At 42.1% G+C, this 17,492-nt stretch carries 21 protein-coding genes; 20 read left to right on the forward strand and 1 reads right to left on the reverse strand.

Features of this window, described 5'->3' with window-relative positions; translation table 11 throughout:
- Nucleotides 1–159 precede the first annotated feature (159 nt).
- The 5 genes from PJIAN_RS12535 (at nucleotide 160) to argC (ending at nucleotide 3,816) form a co-directional block, all read left to right on the forward strand.
- Nucleotides 160–495: a PadR family transcriptional regulator gene (locus PJIAN_RS12535; RefSeq protein ID WP_068705569.1), complete on the forward strand. Its 336-nt coding sequence runs from the start codon at nucleotides 160–162 to the stop codon at nucleotides 493–495.
- Between the two features lie 73 nt (nucleotides 496–568).
- Nucleotides 569–1,693 (forward strand): PspC domain-containing protein, encoded by a 1,125-nt coding sequence (locus PJIAN_RS12540; protein ID WP_068705571.1) that lies wholly within the window; start codon nucleotides 569–571, stop codon nucleotides 1,691–1,693.
- A gap of 182 nt (nucleotides 1,694–1,875) precedes the next feature.
- Nucleotides 1,876–2,556 carry a tRNA (guanosine(37)-N1)-methyltransferase TrmD gene (gene trmD, locus PJIAN_RS12545; RefSeq protein ID WP_068705573.1) on the forward strand — a complete coding sequence of 227 codons (681 nt, stop codon included), beginning with the start codon at nucleotides 1,876–1,878 and terminating at the stop codon, nucleotides 2,554–2,556.
- The gene (locus PJIAN_RS15090) at nucleotides 2,556–2,837 is read left to right on the forward strand and encodes a DUF1294 domain-containing protein (RefSeq protein WP_068705575.1); all 282 of its coding nucleotides are present in this window, start codon (nucleotides 2,556–2,558) and stop codon (nucleotides 2,835–2,837) included. The genes trmD and PJIAN_RS15090 overlap by 1 nt, the downstream gene beginning before the upstream one ends.
- 10 nt (nucleotides 2,838–2,847) lie before the next feature.
- The gene (gene argC, locus PJIAN_RS12555; RefSeq protein WP_068705577.1) at nucleotides 2,848–3,816 is read left to right on the forward strand and encodes an N-acetyl-gamma-glutamyl-phosphate reductase; all 969 of its coding nucleotides are present in this window, start codon (nucleotides 2,848–2,850) and stop codon (nucleotides 3,814–3,816) included.
- Nucleotides 3,817–3,888: 72 nt separating this feature from the next.
- On the opposite strand, the gene PJIAN_RS12560 is transcribed toward argC, so the two are convergent.
- Nucleotides 3,889–5,679: an Ig-like domain-containing domain gene (locus tag PJIAN_RS12560; protein WP_172795614.1), complete on the reverse strand. Its 1,791-nt coding sequence runs from the start codon at nucleotides 5,677–5,679 to the stop codon at nucleotides 3,889–3,891.
- A 278-nt stretch (nucleotides 5,680–5,957) separates the two neighbouring features.
- Between PJIAN_RS12560 and PJIAN_RS12565 the strand changes: the two genes are divergently transcribed.
- The 15 genes from PJIAN_RS12565 (at nucleotide 5,958) to PJIAN_RS12630 (ending at nucleotide 17,490) form a co-directional block, all read left to right on the forward strand.
- The gene (locus PJIAN_RS12565; RefSeq protein ID WP_068705579.1) at nucleotides 5,958–6,749 is read left to right on the forward strand and encodes a cell division protein FtsQ/DivIB; all 792 of its coding nucleotides are present in this window, start codon (nucleotides 5,958–5,960) and stop codon (nucleotides 6,747–6,749) included.
- A 26-nt stretch (nucleotides 6,750–6,775) separates the two neighbouring features.
- Nucleotides 6,776–8,098, forward strand: a complete 1,323-nt coding sequence (ftsA, locus tag PJIAN_RS12570; RefSeq protein WP_068705581.1) for a cell division protein FtsA — start codon at nucleotides 6,776–6,778, stop codon at nucleotides 8,096–8,098.
- A 35-nt stretch (nucleotides 8,099–8,133) separates the two neighbouring features.
- Complete coding sequence (gene ftsZ, locus PJIAN_RS12575; RefSeq protein ID WP_068705583.1) at nucleotides 8,134–9,450, forward strand: cell division protein FtsZ; 1,317 nt, start codon at nucleotides 8,134–8,136, stop codon at nucleotides 9,448–9,450.
- Nucleotides 9,451–9,494: 44 nt separating this feature from the next.
- A complete protein-coding gene (locus tag PJIAN_RS12580; protein ID WP_068705585.1) occupies nucleotides 9,495–9,950 on the forward strand; it encodes a GatB/YqeY domain-containing protein in 456 nt (151 codons plus the stop codon).
- A 130-nt stretch (nucleotides 9,951–10,080) separates the two neighbouring features.
- Nucleotides 10,081–10,443, forward strand: a complete 363-nt coding sequence (locus PJIAN_RS12585; RefSeq protein WP_068705587.1) for a MarR family winged helix-turn-helix transcriptional regulator — start codon at nucleotides 10,081–10,083, stop codon at nucleotides 10,441–10,443.
- Between the two features lie 34 nt (nucleotides 10,444–10,477).
- A complete protein-coding gene (locus PJIAN_RS12590; protein WP_068705589.1) occupies nucleotides 10,478–10,717 on the forward strand; it encodes a DUF6132 family protein in 240 nt (79 codons plus the stop codon).
- 18 nt (nucleotides 10,718–10,735) lie between these two features.
- Nucleotides 10,736–11,218 (forward strand): thioredoxin, encoded by a 483-nt coding sequence (gene trxA, locus PJIAN_RS12595; protein ID WP_068705591.1) that lies wholly within the window; start codon nucleotides 10,736–10,738, stop codon nucleotides 11,216–11,218.
- 5 nt (nucleotides 11,219–11,223) lie between these two features.
- The gene (locus PJIAN_RS14815; RefSeq protein WP_084252407.1) at nucleotides 11,224–11,412 is read left to right on the forward strand and encodes a 4Fe-4S binding protein; all 189 of its coding nucleotides are present in this window, start codon (nucleotides 11,224–11,226) and stop codon (nucleotides 11,410–11,412) included.
- Nucleotides 11,413–11,544: 132 nt separating this feature from the next.
- Nucleotides 11,545–12,045, forward strand: a complete 501-nt coding sequence (locus PJIAN_RS12600; RefSeq protein WP_068705594.1) for a DUF4199 domain-containing protein — start codon at nucleotides 11,545–11,547, stop codon at nucleotides 12,043–12,045.
- A gap of 36 nt (nucleotides 12,046–12,081) precedes the next feature.
- On the forward strand, nucleotides 12,082–13,035 hold the full coding sequence (locus PJIAN_RS12605; protein ID WP_068705596.1) for a glycosyltransferase family 2 protein: 954 nt from the start codon (nucleotides 12,082–12,084) through the stop codon (nucleotides 13,033–13,035).
- Nucleotides 13,036–13,121: 86 nt separating this feature from the next.
- Nucleotides 13,122–13,646 carry a DUF7935 family protein gene (locus PJIAN_RS12610; protein ID WP_068705598.1) on the forward strand — a complete coding sequence of 175 codons (525 nt, stop codon included), beginning with the start codon at nucleotides 13,122–13,124 and terminating at the stop codon, nucleotides 13,644–13,646.
- Nucleotides 13,647–13,717: 71 nt separating this feature from the next.
- Nucleotides 13,718–15,727 carry a hypothetical protein gene (locus PJIAN_RS12615; protein ID WP_236714405.1) on the forward strand — a complete coding sequence of 670 codons (2,010 nt, stop codon included), beginning with the start codon at nucleotides 13,718–13,720 and terminating at the stop codon, nucleotides 15,725–15,727.
- Between the two features lie 66 nt (nucleotides 15,728–15,793).
- Complete coding sequence (locus tag PJIAN_RS12620) at nucleotides 15,794–16,312, forward strand: nitroreductase family protein (protein ID WP_068705602.1); 519 nt, start codon at nucleotides 15,794–15,796, stop codon at nucleotides 16,310–16,312.
- Between the two features lie 4 nt (nucleotides 16,313–16,316).
- The gene (locus PJIAN_RS12625) at nucleotides 16,317–16,787 is read left to right on the forward strand and encodes a DUF6452 family protein (protein ID WP_068705604.1); all 471 of its coding nucleotides are present in this window, start codon (nucleotides 16,317–16,319) and stop codon (nucleotides 16,785–16,787) included.
- Nucleotides 16,744–17,490: a DUF6048 family protein gene (locus PJIAN_RS12630; protein ID WP_153802567.1), complete on the forward strand. Its 747-nt coding sequence runs from the start codon at nucleotides 16,744–16,746 to the stop codon at nucleotides 17,488–17,490. The genes PJIAN_RS12625 and PJIAN_RS12630 overlap by 44 nt, the downstream gene beginning before the upstream one ends.
- Nucleotides 17,491–17,492: the final 2 nt, after the last annotated feature.

Consider the following 17,492-nt stretch of genomic DNA (forward strand, 5'->3'; position numbering starts at 1 on the left):
TTGCAAAGTTTTACAATTGACCTGTTTTTCCACATAAATGAAAAAATATAGTTCTATGTATTGCAATGTACTATTTTTTGCATTATCTTTGTACTGTAAAAAGAAATCAACGGAGACACATATCACTTTATTCGATTAAAAATCAAACATTAGAACAACATGAACGCAGATAATGTAAAATCTCAAATGAGAAAAGGCATTCTTGAATATTGCATTCTGTTAATTCTGGACAAAAAGCCATCATATGCTTCAGACATTATCACAGCACTCAAAGAAGCCAAAATCATTGTAGTTGAAGGAACCCTTTATCCGTTACTCACGCGATTAAAGAATAGTGATCTGCTAGCTTATCAGTGGGAAGAATCCACGCAGGGGCCTCCCCGAAAATATTACTCACTAACAGAAAAAGGAGAACTATTCTTACTGGAACTGGAAAAAGCATGGGACGAACTATCCGAAACAATTGAGGCCATCCGTAACAATGCGAACGACTAAAGAATATTTTATCAACACAAGAATTAATTTTGCATATATAAAAAGTCAGCAAGACTAAAAAACTACCGCCATTATGAAAAAGACAATTTCTATCAATCTGAACTGTACTGTTTTCCAAATTGATGAGGATGCATATCAGGCTTTAAGTGAATATCTTGATGCTGTATCCAAGCACTTACAGGAAGAAAACGGACAGTCGGAAATTATGACTGACATTGAAGCCAGAATTGCCGAGCTCTTTACAGAACGGCTCAATAAATCAGGACAAGTGGTTACCATCGAACTCGTCAATGATATAATTGGGATAATGGGACGCCCTTCCGATTATGGAGAAGAAGAACCCGGAACGGAAGAAAAGAAAGAGTCAACTTCGACTTATTATCATTCATCCTCGAAACGCATTTACCGGGATCCCGAAAAAGCACTTTTAGGCGGTGTTTTAAGCGGATTTTCCATATACTTAGGAATTGATGTGGTATGGTTGAGAATTATTTTTGCTCTATTGGTTATTTTCGGAGTTGGAACCGTTATTCCTATCTATCTTGTCCTTTGGATTGTTATCCCCAAAGCAGAAACCACTGCTCAACGCATGGAGATGCAAGGCATTGATGTTACAATTGAAAACATAAAAGCTGAAGCCAACAAGGTAAAAGAACGGTTTCAGGATTATGTGAAACCCGAGAATATTGATAAAAAAAAAGAGCAAATCAAAGCTGAAGCCTACCGTGTAAAAGACAATGTTGAAGGATACGTACGATCAAACGAATTTCAGCACGGAGTTCAAGAGGTCGGTTCAACAGCAAACCGTGTTGCCCGGGGATTTTTCAAAGGCTTATTTGCTTTCATCGCAGGAGTTGTTGGCCTTACTGGTGCCATCATAGTTATGGGGCTGGTGATTGCATTAATACTCTCGCTTATTGAACCATCATGGTTTTTTGTCCATTTCCCGAATGAGGCTGTCAGTGCATGTTTTCTGAGTACCGGCAACATTGCTATGGTGCTTGTGGCTCTTCTGGTTTTAATCGGAGTCCCTGTCTACATGCTATTTTACATTGCCATAAAAGTGCTATCGGGCGACGCACATCTATCTTCTACTTCAAAATGGGTAGCTCTGTTGCTTTGGTTGGCCGGTCTGTTTTTATTGGTAAGCCTCAGTTCTCAATTTGCATATCTGCACTGGTTTACCGACTTACTGTAAAACACACTTTTAATCTCTTGCAACAATGCTATAAACGATCAATGAGCATTGTTGCAAGAGATTTATCTTTATAAATCAATTTGGATAGCACGTTACGCTCAAAGGCCGAATTGAAATTGCAAACTATTTAAGCAATTGCTTTCCCGTCAAAAAATCGCTATTTTTGCATCAAAATTGCAGATATGCGCATTGATATTATCACAGTCCTTCCCGAATTATTAGAAAGTCCTCTGAATCATTCTATTGTAAAACGTGCCCAAGACAACGGTTTAGTTGAAATTGTGGTACATAACCTGCGTGATTATTCGCAGGATAAGAAGCATCACCGTGTGGATGATTATGCATTTGGCGGAGGAGCCGGAATGGTAATGCAGGTGGAGCCGATTTTCAGAGCAATCACAGCACTAAAGGAAGAACGCGACTACGCCGAGATAATTTACACTTCGCCGGATGGGGAAAAATTTGCGCAACCACTGGCCAACAGGCTTTCGATGGGAGGCGATTTACTCATCTTGTGCGGACACTATAAAGGCATTGATCAACGCGTAAGAGATCACCTGATTACCAAAGAAATATCCATCGGAGACTATGTATTAACGGGTGGCGAATTGGCAGCTGCGGTGATGACCGACGCTATCGTTCGCTTAATTCCAGGCGCTATCGGAGACGAACAATCTGCCCTTTCTGATTCATTTCAGGACAACTTACTGGCGCCACCGGTTTATACAAGGCCAGCTGACTTTAATGGCTGGAAAGTGCCGGAAATTCTGCTGTCGGGACATGAAAGAAAGATTCATGAATGGCAATTTCAACAGTCCATGGAAAGAACTAAACGCCTCAGACCGGATCTACTCAACGACTAATGAGTCAATATGTTATTCTATATTTAGGGGTCGTCAATGTGCTTAGCGGCATTTTGTTTTTCTGGGATAAAAGAGCTGCAAGAAACGGGTTAAGACGTGTTCCGGAAATCCGGTTACACCTTTTTGAATTAATGGGCGGAGTGTTTATCAACTGGATACTGATGTACACTATTCGTCATAAAAACAAGAAATTCAGCTATTACGCCGTTACATATCTCCTACTCTTTCTTTGGATAGCAGTAATAATGTACCGGAAAAATATTTTTTTTATAAACGCATAATACCAACACTATGATAAAAACTGGAATAATTGGCGGTGCCGGTTACACAGCCGGAGAATTGCTCAGATTACTTATCAATCACCCGGAGGTGGAAATTACGTTTGTGCACAGCGGGAGTAATGCAGGAAATAAAATCACGGCTGTACACAGCGGTTTGCTCGGAGAAACCGATCTTGTTTTTACCGATAGTCTGGAATTGTTATCCGCGATCGACCTGCTCTTTTTCTGCACGGCACACGGTGACACAAAAAAATTCATAGACAGTCATGAATTGCCTGCAAACCTTAGAATCATTGACTTATCAACTGATTACCGGGCAAAAAGAGATGACCACGATTTTGTGTACGGACTCCCTGAACTTAACCGTGAGGCCATTATCAAAGCTCAACACATCGCCAATCCAGGATGCTTTGCTACTGCTATTCAGTTGGCTGTATTACCCTTAGCACAAAACGGCTCTTTGAACGAAGTGCATGTGAACGCCATTACGGGTTCTACAGGAGCCGGGGTTAAACCAGGTTCTACCACACACTTCAGTTGGAGAAACGACAACATTTCAGTTTACAAAGCATTCGAGCACCAACACCTTGCCGAAATAACGCAATCGATAAAGCAATTGCAATCATCATTTGACGCTCCGATTAACTTTATCCCTGTGCGCGGAGACTTTGCCAGAGGAATCTTTGCTACGGTTTATACAGAATGTGATCTTACTATCGAAGAAGCGAAAAAATTGTACAGCGATTATTATCTTGGCCATCCGTTTACCATTATTGCTGACAGCAACCCTGATTTGAAACAAGTAATCAACACCAATAAATGCGTGTTGTACCTGGAAAAGCATGGCAATAAACTGCTTATCATATCCGTAATCGACAATTTGTTGAAAGGAGCTTCAGGACAGGCTGTCCATAACATGAACCTTATTTTCGGGCTTCCCGAAAACACCGGACTTAAGCTCAAACCACTCGCTTTCTGATATTGATTATACCACATCAAAACAAACCCCGAAGAAATTTAGAAAATTCTTCGGGGTTTGTTTTGATATCCATTAGCGACTTCCGCTACTATCTTTTTCAGGCTTCTTTACAAGCTCTCTTGGCTTTTGTTTATCAAGTGGAATTTCTGTTGGATTCCAATCCTGCTCAATATCCCAATTAGCCCGCAACGTGATTTTTGACGGGAAATAATAGACCTGTTCCGGATCACGCTTCAGCTTGTAATTACCGGTATCCCAGTGCCCGTTATCATTTGCGTCGATATACATCCGCAAGTAATAATCGCCAGGGAGTAAATAACTGAATGTATTCTGGGTCGGTTTTGCTTTCAGGGTTTTGATCACTTCATCTTTACTATTCAGAAGTTCTAATACAGCATGCTCAACAAAAGGTATAAGGTTGACAATTAGAGAGGAATATTCCTCCAAAGCCCTCACTCTGAAGGCTTGCTTGTAAGTGTCGTTCACCAGACCTTTCCAGTTGGTAAACATCGCCGAATCCATCTCCAGTTTATAGTGTGTGTCAGGTTTCCATGGATACGTCATAGAATAAACAAGTCCGACATCGTCATTCCGTTTAAGATGAATGACCGCAGGCTTCCAAAGCGTATCCACCTTAACGTAGAAATGAAGCATGGATGAATCGATCTTCACCACCGGCGACTCGAATTTGAAATAAATGCGTTTATCAACATCTACATCCTGCCCCAAATCGGCGTTAATTCTCCACGTTTCAATTTTCTTCTTAGTTTCTTTCCCCGCTTTGCTGTTCGTCGTTACAGAAGTCTTTTTAGGGTGATGAAATTTGAATAAAAGAGTATCTGTGGCAGCAATCAGGTTGCCCACGGAATCCGATTTGTGATAATACAATGCCATTTTAAGCGTATCCATCCTAGCCGCAATTGTATCTTTGATCCAATAAGACAAAGTATCATTTTTTATACTACGTTGCAACAATGGAGGCTGCTTCCATTTAAAATTCAATGGTTTAAGAACCGGAAGCGTGTCATTTTTAGCACCAAAAAAGAGTGTTATCTTATCCTGGGTTAATCGTTCGCTCTTCACTAAGCGCTGACGCGAAAATTCTTCTTTGTAATAGCGCAAAACAAGCGTATCCGGCAAGAAGCGGACATAATTCACTTGCATTATGGTATCTATCTTAGCCGAGTCTGTTCGAATAGTATCGTTCCGCACATCCATTTTAAAAGATGTCTGAACGGGATTGGAATACACCGCCACACCTTCGGCTGGCTGATCAAAGAAGAAATTACCATTCTGATCATTCAAAGCAAATACCCGGTACTTTCCGTTACGAACCCCCTTGATTGAGAAAGTTCCTTTTTCACTGGTTTTTGCAACTCGCAACAATGGAATATGTGTAAACGCAGAATCGTTTACATTTTGATGAATCCCGGCAATAATATTCGCAACAGGATCAAGCGTGTGAGCATCCAGAACCGTACCAGCAATCTGCATCGTGTCAATAGACGCACCTGTTGAAAAACTAAATGCGAAATTTTTTAGGATATTCTTCTCATTATTGTCAGCCAACGATCCTCCGAAATCAATTGTGTACGTTGTATTTGCCTTGAGAGAATCGTTCAAAACAATCGACACTCTTTTGCCAATAGCTTTAATCGTTGCCGGTTCAATCTGCGCCGGAGAAACAACTACCTTTTCAGACGGATTAGTCAATTGAACTATTTCGTCAAAATAAAGATCAATATGCTTCGCTGTCACATTTGTTTGTTGCACAGCAGGGACACTTCTCAGCAAAACCGGAGGCGTAATATCCTTGGGGCCACCGGTAGGTCCCATCCCCCTGTTGGCACAAGCTATCAGCAAAACACTGAAAACTAAAACTATAAAACATCGGAAAGTATGATATCTGAATTCCATCTGAAAGGAAATGCGCATTAAATGAATTAAGACACAAAAGTACGAATGTTTTTCGATTTACGATAGCAAAACTAAAATGGAGACAACGCTCAATTACAAAAGACTTTATCTCCAAACCCGGTTTTATTTAAAATGCACCAACAATAAAAATGAGATCCATGTTGTTTTTTCTTAATATTAACATCTCTCACAATAGACTTTTTTCTATCTTTGTCTTCTATATTATGAAAATTCGCTGGAAAATAGTATTCATTTCAATCGGCTGTTTATTAGTCGTTTCCTACTTGATTTTTGCCGGAATCTCGTTTTCAGGCAGATTATCGACAGAGGTTTGTCATGGCGTACAGGTTACTGTAGAAGACAGTTCTAAAATTGGTTTTATTACCTCTAAAGAAGTATTTCGATTGCTTGAGAGCCGCAACCTAAATCTGGTCGGCCAAACGATGAAGCATATCGATATCGGAAAAATTGAACGGGAAATCAGAAAAAACCCGTACATTGATAAGGTGGATTGCTACAAAACGCTTGACGGAAATGTAAAAATCAGTGTCTGGCAACGACAGCCTATCGTACATGTGATGACGACCGAAAATTACTATTTGGACAACGATTTTCACAAGATGCCTTTTGTACCCGGATATTCAACATATGTACCTATCGTATCGGGAACTGTGAGTCAAGCATATATCCACTACAAGCTATTTCCTTTCATCCGTTTTCTTCAGGGAAATGAGTTTTGGAACGCGCAGGTGGAACAAATTTATGTACAAAACGATTCTACAGTGGAATTAGTACCCAGAGTCGGCGACTACATTATCAACTTAGGATCTGTAGACAGATATGAACAAAAGCTTGGCAAGCTGATGGAGCTTTACAACAAAGCCTTTAACACAATCGGGTGGAACCGATATTCCTATATCGACCTGCAATACAGGGACAAAGTAATTTGTTCGAAAAAATCGGACGAACCGGTACCAGTGAAGCAGGAAGTGGAAGGTAGCGAACCAATACAATAAGAATTAAGGTAAGGAAGAAAAAGAATATGGATACAAACAATATATATGTTGCTCTTAATATCGGAAGTTCCGAAATTACAGCAATGGCCGTTCAGAAAAACGAAGAGGGTCAGCTACGAATCCTGGGTGTCGAAACCGGCAATTCGGAAGGTGTCCGCTATGGGGAAATTATCAACCCCAGTAGTGCCAGCGCTGTTGTAAACCGCCTGCTAAAGCTTCTGGAAAACCGAATCGGACGTGATATCGGGCAGATATATGTAGGATTAAACGGACGTTCTCTTAAAACGCTGAAAGCATCCAACGGACGTCAGTTGAACAGCGGGGCTGAAGTTACAGACGTGCTACTTCACGAAATGATTAGTGAAGTGAAAGACGCAAAAACAGAACAAGGCGCCATTTATGAAGTCTACATGCAGGAAACCAAAGTTGATGATGAAATTGAACCATCACCAATTGGTTGTCTGTGCGAAAAGATAGTGGCAAACTACCGTGTTATATTAGGCAAACCCGAACTCAAAACCAATATTGAGCGCTGTATTGAACGAACAGGATACGGACTGGTCAACACTCCTATTCAAATTGTAACCACAGCCGACGCTCTTTTATCCAACATTGAAAAAGAGCAGGGCTGTGTATTAGTTGATTTCGGTGCTCATTGCACCTCGCTTGCTATTTTCCACCACGGTTACCTGCGTTATTTATCGGTAATTCCATTAGGCGGCAAGAATATCACTAAAGATATTACCAGTCTCGAACTACCGGAAACTATTGCCGAGCAAATAAAAATTCAGTTTGCCAATGCAATACGATCTACTGTAAATCCATCGCAACGCATCACTATAAAATCGGAAATACCAGGAATGGAGCCGAAACGGATTCCGCTTCAAACTCTGGCAATGGTTACCGAAGCACGTGCTGGCGAGATTCTGGATCTGATTTTTGTTCATATTCAAAAATCAGGATTAGCCGGACATTTGGGCGCAGGCATTATTATCACCGGGAATGCATCCAAATTGCAAAATCTGGATGCTCTTATACAACAAAAGACTCAGCTACCGGTTCGTATCGGAACGCACAATCTACATCTGGAAGATGGTACCAACGAACGTTTTTATGACATTCGTTATTCTCCTCTGATCGGAATCTTATTGTCTGCTGACATGGATTGTGCCTATCAGGAAGAAGAGAAAGCTGTTGAGACTGGCAAGCCGGAAAAACCGCAAAAGCCAGCCAAACCGCCAAAAATCAAGCGCAACAACGTTTTCAACAAAATCGGAGGCAAAGTTGCCAATAGCTTAATAAATCTATTCAGTGAAGAAGAGGAATCTTCGAACGAAAACAAAAATTAATTCTAACGAATTGAAAATCATAACTCAACAATACTATGGGACAGGACAACGACTTAATTGATTTCATCCTTCCGATGGAAACCACTTCTATCATTAAAGTAATCGGCGTAGGAGGTGGCGGAGGCAACGCGGTAAACCACATGTTTCACCGCGGCATCACCGACGTAACTTTCATTGTATGCAACACCGACAACCAGGCCCTGCAAAAGTCGCCCGTACCCATTAAGATTCAGCTTGGTGCGGAAATTACCGAAGGATTAGGTGCCGGTGGGCGTCCTGAACGCGCTAAAGATGCTGCTATGGAATCGTTAGCCGACATTGAAAAAGTGCTTAGTTCCAACACCAAAATGGTTTTTATCACTGCCGGGATGGGTGGCGGAACAGGAACCGGAGCTGCGCCAGTTGTTGCAAAGGTTGCTAAAGACATGGGCATCCTGACGGTAGGGATCGTCACTATCCCGTTTGCTTTCGAAGGAAAGAAGAAAATCGCTCAGGCGTTGGACGGTGTGGACGAAATGGCAAAATACGTTGATGCACTGCTTGTAATCAACAATGAAAAGCTCCGTTTGATCTATCCCGATCTTGAACTTTCGAATGCATTTGCTCAGGCCGATGATGTATTGACCAATGCTGCAAAAGGAATTGCCGAAATCATTACTGTTCCCGGATATATCAACGTTGACTTTGCCGACGTTTACACCATCATGAAAGAAGGCGGCGTTGCCATCATGAACACCGGTTTTGCAGAAGGTGAAAACCGTGTAAGCCGTGCAATCGAGGATGCACTTCACTCTCCACTGCTCAACAACAGCGATATACGCGGTGCAAAGAAAATATTGCTGAATGTCTACTGTTCCAACTCGAACCAAATCAAGATGGAAGAAGTGGCCGAAATCAACCGCTTCATGGAATCTACCGGTTCGGATATGGAAGTTATCTGGGGTGCAAGTTTCGAAGACGGACTGGAAGACAAGGTGAAAATTACAATTATAGCTACAGGGTTCGGCATCGATCAGATTCCCGATATGATTGGAGACAAGAATATCGAAGAACTTCATTTTGCAAAGAAATCGAAAGAACCTGAACTGGAAATAGTTCGTCCTGTTATAGCAACTGCACCCGTTGTGGAAGCGCCAAAACCGTCACCCACACCAGCACCTGTTGCAGCTCCGACCCCTACTCCTCAGGCTGAACAACAACCGCAGCCTTCTCACAAACAAATGGACAGATTCTACGGCAATACAGTAAAAAAAGACATGTCACAGTTAAGTTTCATGCTGGAAGATATTGAAAATGACGACACCTTGTCTGAAATTGAAAATACGCCTGCATATCTGCGCAAACAAAAATAATTTTAATCCGTTATACAAGGATAATAACCTGAAAAATAAACATTATGGGACTTTTTGAAAAAGTAAGTGATGACATTAAGGCTGCAATGCTTGCCAAAGAAAAAGTAAAACTGGAAGCTCTCCGTGGAATAAAAAAAGAATTCCTCGAAGCTAAAACAGCCAAAGGATCGGATGGAGAACTTACTGACGAACAGGCAGTGAAAATTCTGCAAAAGATGGTAAAACAGCGTAAGGATTCCGCTTCTATTTACACAGAGCAAGGTCGTCCTGAATTAGCTGAAACCGAACTGGCAGAAGCCACCGTTATCGAAGCTTATCTTCCACAACAAATGAGTGACGAAGAATTGACCGCTGCCATTCAGGCAATTGTAGCTCAGGTCGGTGCTACCGGACCTAAAGAAATGGGCAAAGTAATGGGCGTTGCAAGCAAACAACTGGCAGGCAAAGCTGAAGGCAGATTGATCTCTGAAAAAGTCAAGAGCATTCTCAATTCATTATAATATAAACATCTGAAATAAAACAGAATATCTAACATTGGCTATTCTGTTTTATTTTTTTATAAATATTTTCCACTGGAAATTATTTATTTTGGAAATTATCATATTATCTTTGCATCAAAATAGAAGCAAAATGAACGACACGCAAAGATCAAACTGTATATGCACCCTGCGCAATATTTACAAAGCCATAGGAGAATGTGAACAGCAGCTGATACAAGAGTTCGGATTAAATCTGAACGAAGCGATGACTCTTTGTACACTGAACAAGCAATCATTATGTGCTTCCGAGATTGCGGAAGCCGCTGGGATGCAATGTTCACAAACATCCAAAGTCATTAAGTCTCTTGAAGACAAAGGACTGCTTGAGCGTCAACTTGGTAAATCAGACAAAAGAAATATGTTCTTCGTACTGACCGAAACAGGCGACAAAGTCCAAAAACAAATAACCGGATATCAACTTTGTGTACCGGAAATACTCAAACTACTCATTTAAAGCCAAACCATTGACATTCTAAACAATATACACAATGAGACAAAAAATTCTTCAATTCATAAAAAAGAACATCCTGATAGTTGCAGGCATTGCTGTAGGGGCAATAGGAGGATTTCTTTACTGGAAGTTCGTCGGATGCTCGTCCGGACACTGCCCCATCACCAGCTCGCCGGTCAATAGCACGCTTTACGGAGCACTTATGGGAGGTCTGCTATTCAGCATGGGCAAGCCAGACAAAAAGAAAGGCAAGGAGAAAACTGAGACAACAGAATAATTTCAAACACGAATTCATATGACCCGTACATTATTATTCAGCATCATATTGGCATTCACGACACTATCGTGCAGTGCAAAAAAAGAAACAAAAACAGTAAACAACAAACAAACAGAAAATAAAATGGGAACAATAGAACTAACAAAAGCAGATTTTCTTACCAAAGTAATGGACTTCGAGAAAAATCCTAAAGATTGGGTTTTTCTGGGTAACAAACCGTGTATCATAGACTTTTATGCCAACTGGTGCGGCCCCTGCAAAATGCTTGCACCCATAATGGAAGAGCTTTCGCATGAATACGCCGGCAAAGTCGATTTTTATAAAATCAACACCGAAGAACAACAGGAGCTTGCAGCCCTGTTCGGAATACAAAGCATTCCCAGCATTCTTTTTTGCCCGATGGGAGAAAAACCGCAAATGGCAATGGGTGCGCTCCCCAAAGAGACCTTAAATCAGGCAATTAATGAAGTCTTATTAAAGAAAGCAGAAGCAGTAAAATAGAAAATATGGCGTTGGTAATCGACAGCAATCTATGTCCTCAAAACCATAGATGCCCTTTAATAAATATATGTCCTACAGGAGCCATCACTCAAACCGAATTCGGTTTACCGGTGATTGATCGTTCCAAATGCATTCAATGTGGTAAATGTGTCAGAAAATGCGGCATGGCGGCCATTTATACCGTTGCCGATTAGGATGAACCCTGCTATAACGGATTCAGCCGGCAGACGAGAAAAACCACACATATTGCAAAAAATTTTCCCTACTTTTGTACGTTAAAAAGTAGGGATTTTTTTATTTAAACGACACAGATACTGATTCAATAAATGGAACCAAGCAAAACAAAATATGCCATGCAATATGGCTTATACTTAGGAGTTTATATTTGTTTACGATTCTTTTTAGGATTAACTCACCTCGCCCTGTTCTCGGTTATATCGTTCATCATGCTGTTTGGGATACCCGTATTAATTTATTATGTTATCAAAAATTACAGGGACAAACATCTGAACGGAGCCATTAGCCTCGGCGCTGCCTGGGGGCTCGGCTGCGGACTTTATTTCTTTTCCGGAATGATAGTAGAGCTGGTTCAGTTTGTGTATTTCCGCTTTATTAATCAGGATATTCTCGCTCAAGCCGCGGAAGCTGCGAAAGTGATGTACGAAAAATTCAACGTATCAGCCGAAAACCTTAATATGCTTGACAAAATTATGCAACCTCACTTTTATGTGATAAGCGACTTTTTTGTGTCATTCATTTTGGGTGGTTGCATCATTTCACTCATCATCGCAGGTTTTGTTCAACGCAAAGCAAACCCATTTCAATAACTCATAAAAAATCACACACCATTTCGATTTTAAAATATGGATATTTCAATAATAGTACCGCTTTACAACGAAGAAGAATCGCTTCCGGAGCTGTTTGACTGGATTGCAAAAGTTATGACAAAACATAACTATAGTTACGAAATAATCTTTATCAACGACGGCAGCACCGATCATTCGTGGAAAGTAATCGAACAACTACAAAAGAAGGCACCCGATGTTGTCAAAGGCATCAAATTTCGTCGCAATTATGGCAAATCGCCGGCTCTTTTCTGCGGATTTGACATGGCTCAGGGTGATGTTGTAATCACTATGGATGCTGACTTGCAAGACAGTCCTGAAGAAATCCCCGAACTTTACGATATGATTGTCAATCAGAAATATGACCTCGTATCAGGATGGAAGAAGAAGCGTCATGACGGTACTCTGACTAAAAATATTCCTTCGAAAGTTTACAATGCTACGGCACGCAAGGTAACCGGGCTGAAACTGCACGATATGAACTGCGGTCTCAAAGCTTATCGCAACGAAGTTGTAAAAAACATTGAGGTCTATGGCGAAATGCACCGCTATATTCCTTATCTGGCGAAAGTTGCCGGATTCAAAAAAATCGGAGAAAAAGTAGTTTCACATCAGGCTCGCAAATTCGGCACTTCAAAATTCGGATTGAACCGTTTTGTGAATGGATACCTCGATCTCTTTTCTCTCTGGTTTCTGGCAAAATTCGGCAAACGTCCGATGCACTTTTTCGGCTTTTGGGGCAGCGTAATGTTTCTGCTCGGATTTATTGCAGTATTGGTTGTCGGAGGAATGAAGTGGTACGCTCTTTCAACCGGAACCCGTTCGCCGCTTGTTACTTCAACGCCTTATTTTTATCTGGCACTCACCACCATGATTTTAGGTACTCAGATGTTTCTTGCCGGATTTTTAGGCGAACTCGTATCCAGAAACTCAGCCGAGCGCAACAATTATAATATCGAAAAGACGATTTAAGAATTTGGAGGCGAAAAGCCCGCATCTTGAGGCTCAGTCTGGCCTTTGGAAAATTGTAAATCGTAAATGATTAAATCGTAAATCAGATGGACATTCTTCTCGACATACTAAAATACACTTTACCGGCAGCGCTTGTTGTATTTGCCACATATGTTGTCATTAAGCAAATGCATAACGAAAACGAAAAACATCGTCGTTACGAATTTTTGCGAACTTCGGCACAACTTATTACTCCGGCAAGGTTGCAGGCTTACGAAAGGCTCACCCTTTTCATTGAAAGAATGATTCCGGACAATCTTGTCATGAGACAACCGTGCTCAACTTTGACCGCTACGGCACTTCAAAGTCAGTTGCTCGAAATTATACGCAACGAATACGAGCACAACGTATCTCAACAACTGTATGTCGGTAACGACGTTTGGATTATGGTGAAAAATGCCAAAGAAAGCATGCTGCAACTGGTCAACAGTTGCGCGACGCGTTTGCCGGCCGGATCATCGGGTATCGCATTGGCACAACTTATTATCGAAACTTATAATGCTGCCAGCGGAACCACTCTCGACATCGCTCTCAACATGTTGAAAAAAGAGATGAATGAACGTTTAGGATAATCTTCGACCGGCATTTTAGCCGTCTCCCAAGCCTGAAAAGAATGAAAAAGAACCTGTTTAAACTAACCGTTATGGCACTGCTGACATCTGTTTCTGTAACGTCTATGGCTGCCAACTCTAAAGCTATTTCTCCCCAAACCGTTGAAGCCACAATTACCGGCATGGTTAGCAAATTTGGCAACAATGACCTGATGGTGAAAGGTGTGCGCCAGACTGCATCTTTCTGGACTTCACAGGATGGCTCCGAAGCTGATTTCACACGTTTCTGCAACGATAATTACGCATCCACACCGGAAGCAAAAAAGGCCTTATATTCAAAATTATCAACGGCATTTGAAACGCTGACCGGTGGTTACAGCACGATGGACGTTCACCTAAAGATGCCAGTTCACATTGATGGTCCTACCATTACGCCAGTCGACGAAATTTTTGCCAGCTACGATGTTGCTGCTCATTTCCAGGATGATATGTTTGCCAACAAGATTGCATTCATTACCATGTTGAATTTCCCGTTCTACTCGCTTCAGGAGAAAAATGAAGCAGGCAAGCTATGGAGCCGGGAGCAATGGGGATATGCCCGTATGGGAGACATGTTTATCGAACGTGTACCGGCAGCGTTGAATCAAAATATTTCGGCGGCCTCAATGGCCGGAGAGAACTACATTGCCGAGTACAACATCATGATGGGGCATCTTGTAAACAACAAAGGGGAGAAATTATTCCCGGCCTCGATGAAGCTGCTTAGTCACTGGAACCTGCGTGACGAACTCAAATCGGATTATGCAGACAAGAAACGCGGCCTCGAAAAACAACAAATGATCTACTCTGTAATGAAACACATTGTGGATCAGTCCATACCAGCCGACGTCATCAACAATCCGGCATACGAATGGAATCCTTACCTGAATAAGACCTGGAAAGACGGAAAAGAAGTTACACTGGCAGCTGAAGGCAACCGACGTTACAACATCCTCCTGAACCAGTTCAAGGCTCAGAAAGCAGCAGACGCCTATAGCCCACTCTACCCGACTTACATACAACGCTCATTCGATCACGGAATGGAAATTTCTTCCTCGGAGGTTGAACAGCTTTTCACATCATACCTGTCGTCGCCGCAAGTGAAAGAGGTTGCTGCCGTGATCAGCAAACGACTGGGTCGTAAACTGCAACCGTTCGACATCTGGTACGATGGTTTCAAGGCAAGAAGCGTTATCCCGGAGGATGAACTGACTGCTAAAACGCAAAAGCTATACCCGACGGCACAAGCTTATGGTGCTGACATGGAAAACATTCTGAGAAAACTGGGTTTCAGCGAAAGTGAAGCACACCGCATTGCTCAAAACGTTGCGATTGATCCGGCACGGGGATCGGGACACGCGATGGGTTCGGAATCCAAATCCGAAAAAGTACGGTTGCGTACCCGCGTGGGAGCGAACGGAATGGATTACAAAGGCTACAACATTGCCACGCATGAATTTGGACATAACGTAGAACAAACCATTAGTCTGCACGACGTTGACGATTATATGCTGCATGGCATTCCTAACACAGCTCATACCGAAGCGCTTGCCTTTGTTTTCCAAAAACGCGATTTAGACTTACTGGGGTATTCCGGTAAAGTTGAAAATCTTGAAGTACTTCAAACACTCGACACATTCTGGGATGTCTACGAAATTATGGGCGTTTCGCTTGTCGACTTGCACACATGGCAATGGCTCTATGCACATCCCGATGCTACTGCGACCGAACTGAGAGATGCCGTTGTACAATGCGCCAAAGACGTATGGAACCGATTTTATGCACCGGTACTCGGGGACGAGGACTCTCCCATTCTGGGCATTTATTCGCACATGATCAATGATCCGTTATACCTTTCAAACTATCCTTTCGGTTTCCTTATACAGTTTCAGCTGGAACAACATTTCACAAAAGAAACACTGGCTTCCGAAATAGAGAGAATCTATTCTCAGGGAAGATTTACACCCCAGATATGGATGAAAGGAGCTGTAGGTAAAGAGATTTCGACACAACCCTTACTGGATGCTACCGAAGCTGCGCTTAAAAAAGTAGCCCGTCAATAAATTGTCTTTATCAAACAGGATAAATTTTCTAACTTTGAACTTGCAACTTTTAATTTTGAACATCATATGAGCTTTATAGAATTTGCCCGCAAACGTCATTCTGTGCGTAGTTTCAAGGCACAGTCCGTAGAACAGGAAAAGATTGAATATCTGCTTGAAGCAGCACGTATCGCACCTTCTGCCGTAAATTTCCAACCGTGGAAAATGATTGTAGTAACAGACAAAGCCCTGCTTAACCAATTACAGGATTGTTATCCCCGCGAATGGTTCAGCACTGCGCCTGCATGTATCGTTGTTTGCGGCGACCACAACAGATCGTGGAAACGTTCTTCCGACGAAAAAGACTATTGCGATGTGGATGTAGCCATTGCCATCACACACCTCACTCTTGCTGCTGCCGATCAGGGATTAGGCACTTGCTGGATATGCAATTTTGATGTACGCAAATGCGTAGCCGCGCTGTCTATTCCTAAGCACATGGAACCCATCGCCATAATTCCTGTTGGCTATCCAACTGACCCTGAAGACTTAACGGAAGAAGATAAGCAACGCAAGCCTTTATCTGAATTGGTGGAATATCGTTAAGCGAATGAACAAACTGCTTTCCATAGCCTTATTTTTGCTTTTGGCCGTCGCTTATATAGCCTGTACCAACGACAACAGCTGCCACGAAAATCGTTATGTGGTGATGACTTCTAATTTTTACACAATTAAGAACGACACTACCAAAACGTTTACCGTTGACAGTATTTGGGTCAAAGGTTTGGGAAATGATTCCTTACTGTATTCTAACTCCAAGTCGGTAACGTCAATCAGCATGCCTTTGCAGAAGATGAACGATACCAGCAGGTTTGTTATCCGGTTCAACACCATTTACGATACGCTGACGGTAATTCACGCCAATATTCAGAAGTATCTGTCGCTCGAATGTGGCTGCCTGGTGACGCACAAACTGGATTCCACCAAATTATCTTACACTCAGCACAAAGTAAAACGAATAAAAGTAAAATACGATAATGTCAGCACTACTAAACGGGAAAATCTCCAGATATATTTTTAGCTTGTTGGTGCTGGTCGTTTTCACTTCTGGAGTTATGGGTCAACAAAACAAGGACCGTAAACCTCCGGTAAAGAAAGCAGCTAAAAAACCTGTAGCAAAAAAAGCGGAACCACAGCCTTTTCTAAGGGCGATATCGGTTCAGGCAGACGTTGCAGGTCCCTTTATCAGCAAATTACAAAGCTCGGGGGTATCCTATTTCGAAGCTTCCGCTGACCTGAACCTGCGCAATAAATGGTTTCCTGTATGGGAAATTGGTTATGCCAATATAAATCATGTCGCCGACGAGGGAGGCCAATATATTGCTAAGGGGATATACAACCGTATCGGTATCAACGTCAATCTTCTGAAAACTAACAATCCGAAACAAATTGCACAATCCGCCCTGTTCGTCGGACTGCGTTTTGGTTTTGCTCCCTTCAGCTATGACATCCGCAATCTTCCGATGGCAGACGAATACTGGAAAACCGGCAATGTAACAAATGCCAACGATTTGAAAGCCTCTGCAAAATGGGGTGAATTTGTTGCCGGAGTCAGACTCAATGTTCTCAAGAATATCACAATGGGCTGGAGCGGACGCCTGAAAATGGGATTGTCGACCGGCGGCCAGACCTATTCTCCCTGGTATGTTCCGGGGTATGGCATTACTGGTGGTACCGTTTGGGGCTTCTCTTACAATATCGGATATACAATACCCCTCAAATAAAG

This window comes from Paludibacter jiangxiensis, from assembly GCF_001618385.1.
Taxonomy (GTDB): domain Bacteria; phylum Bacteroidota; class Bacteroidia; order Bacteroidales; family Paludibacteraceae; genus Microbacter; species Microbacter jiangxiensis.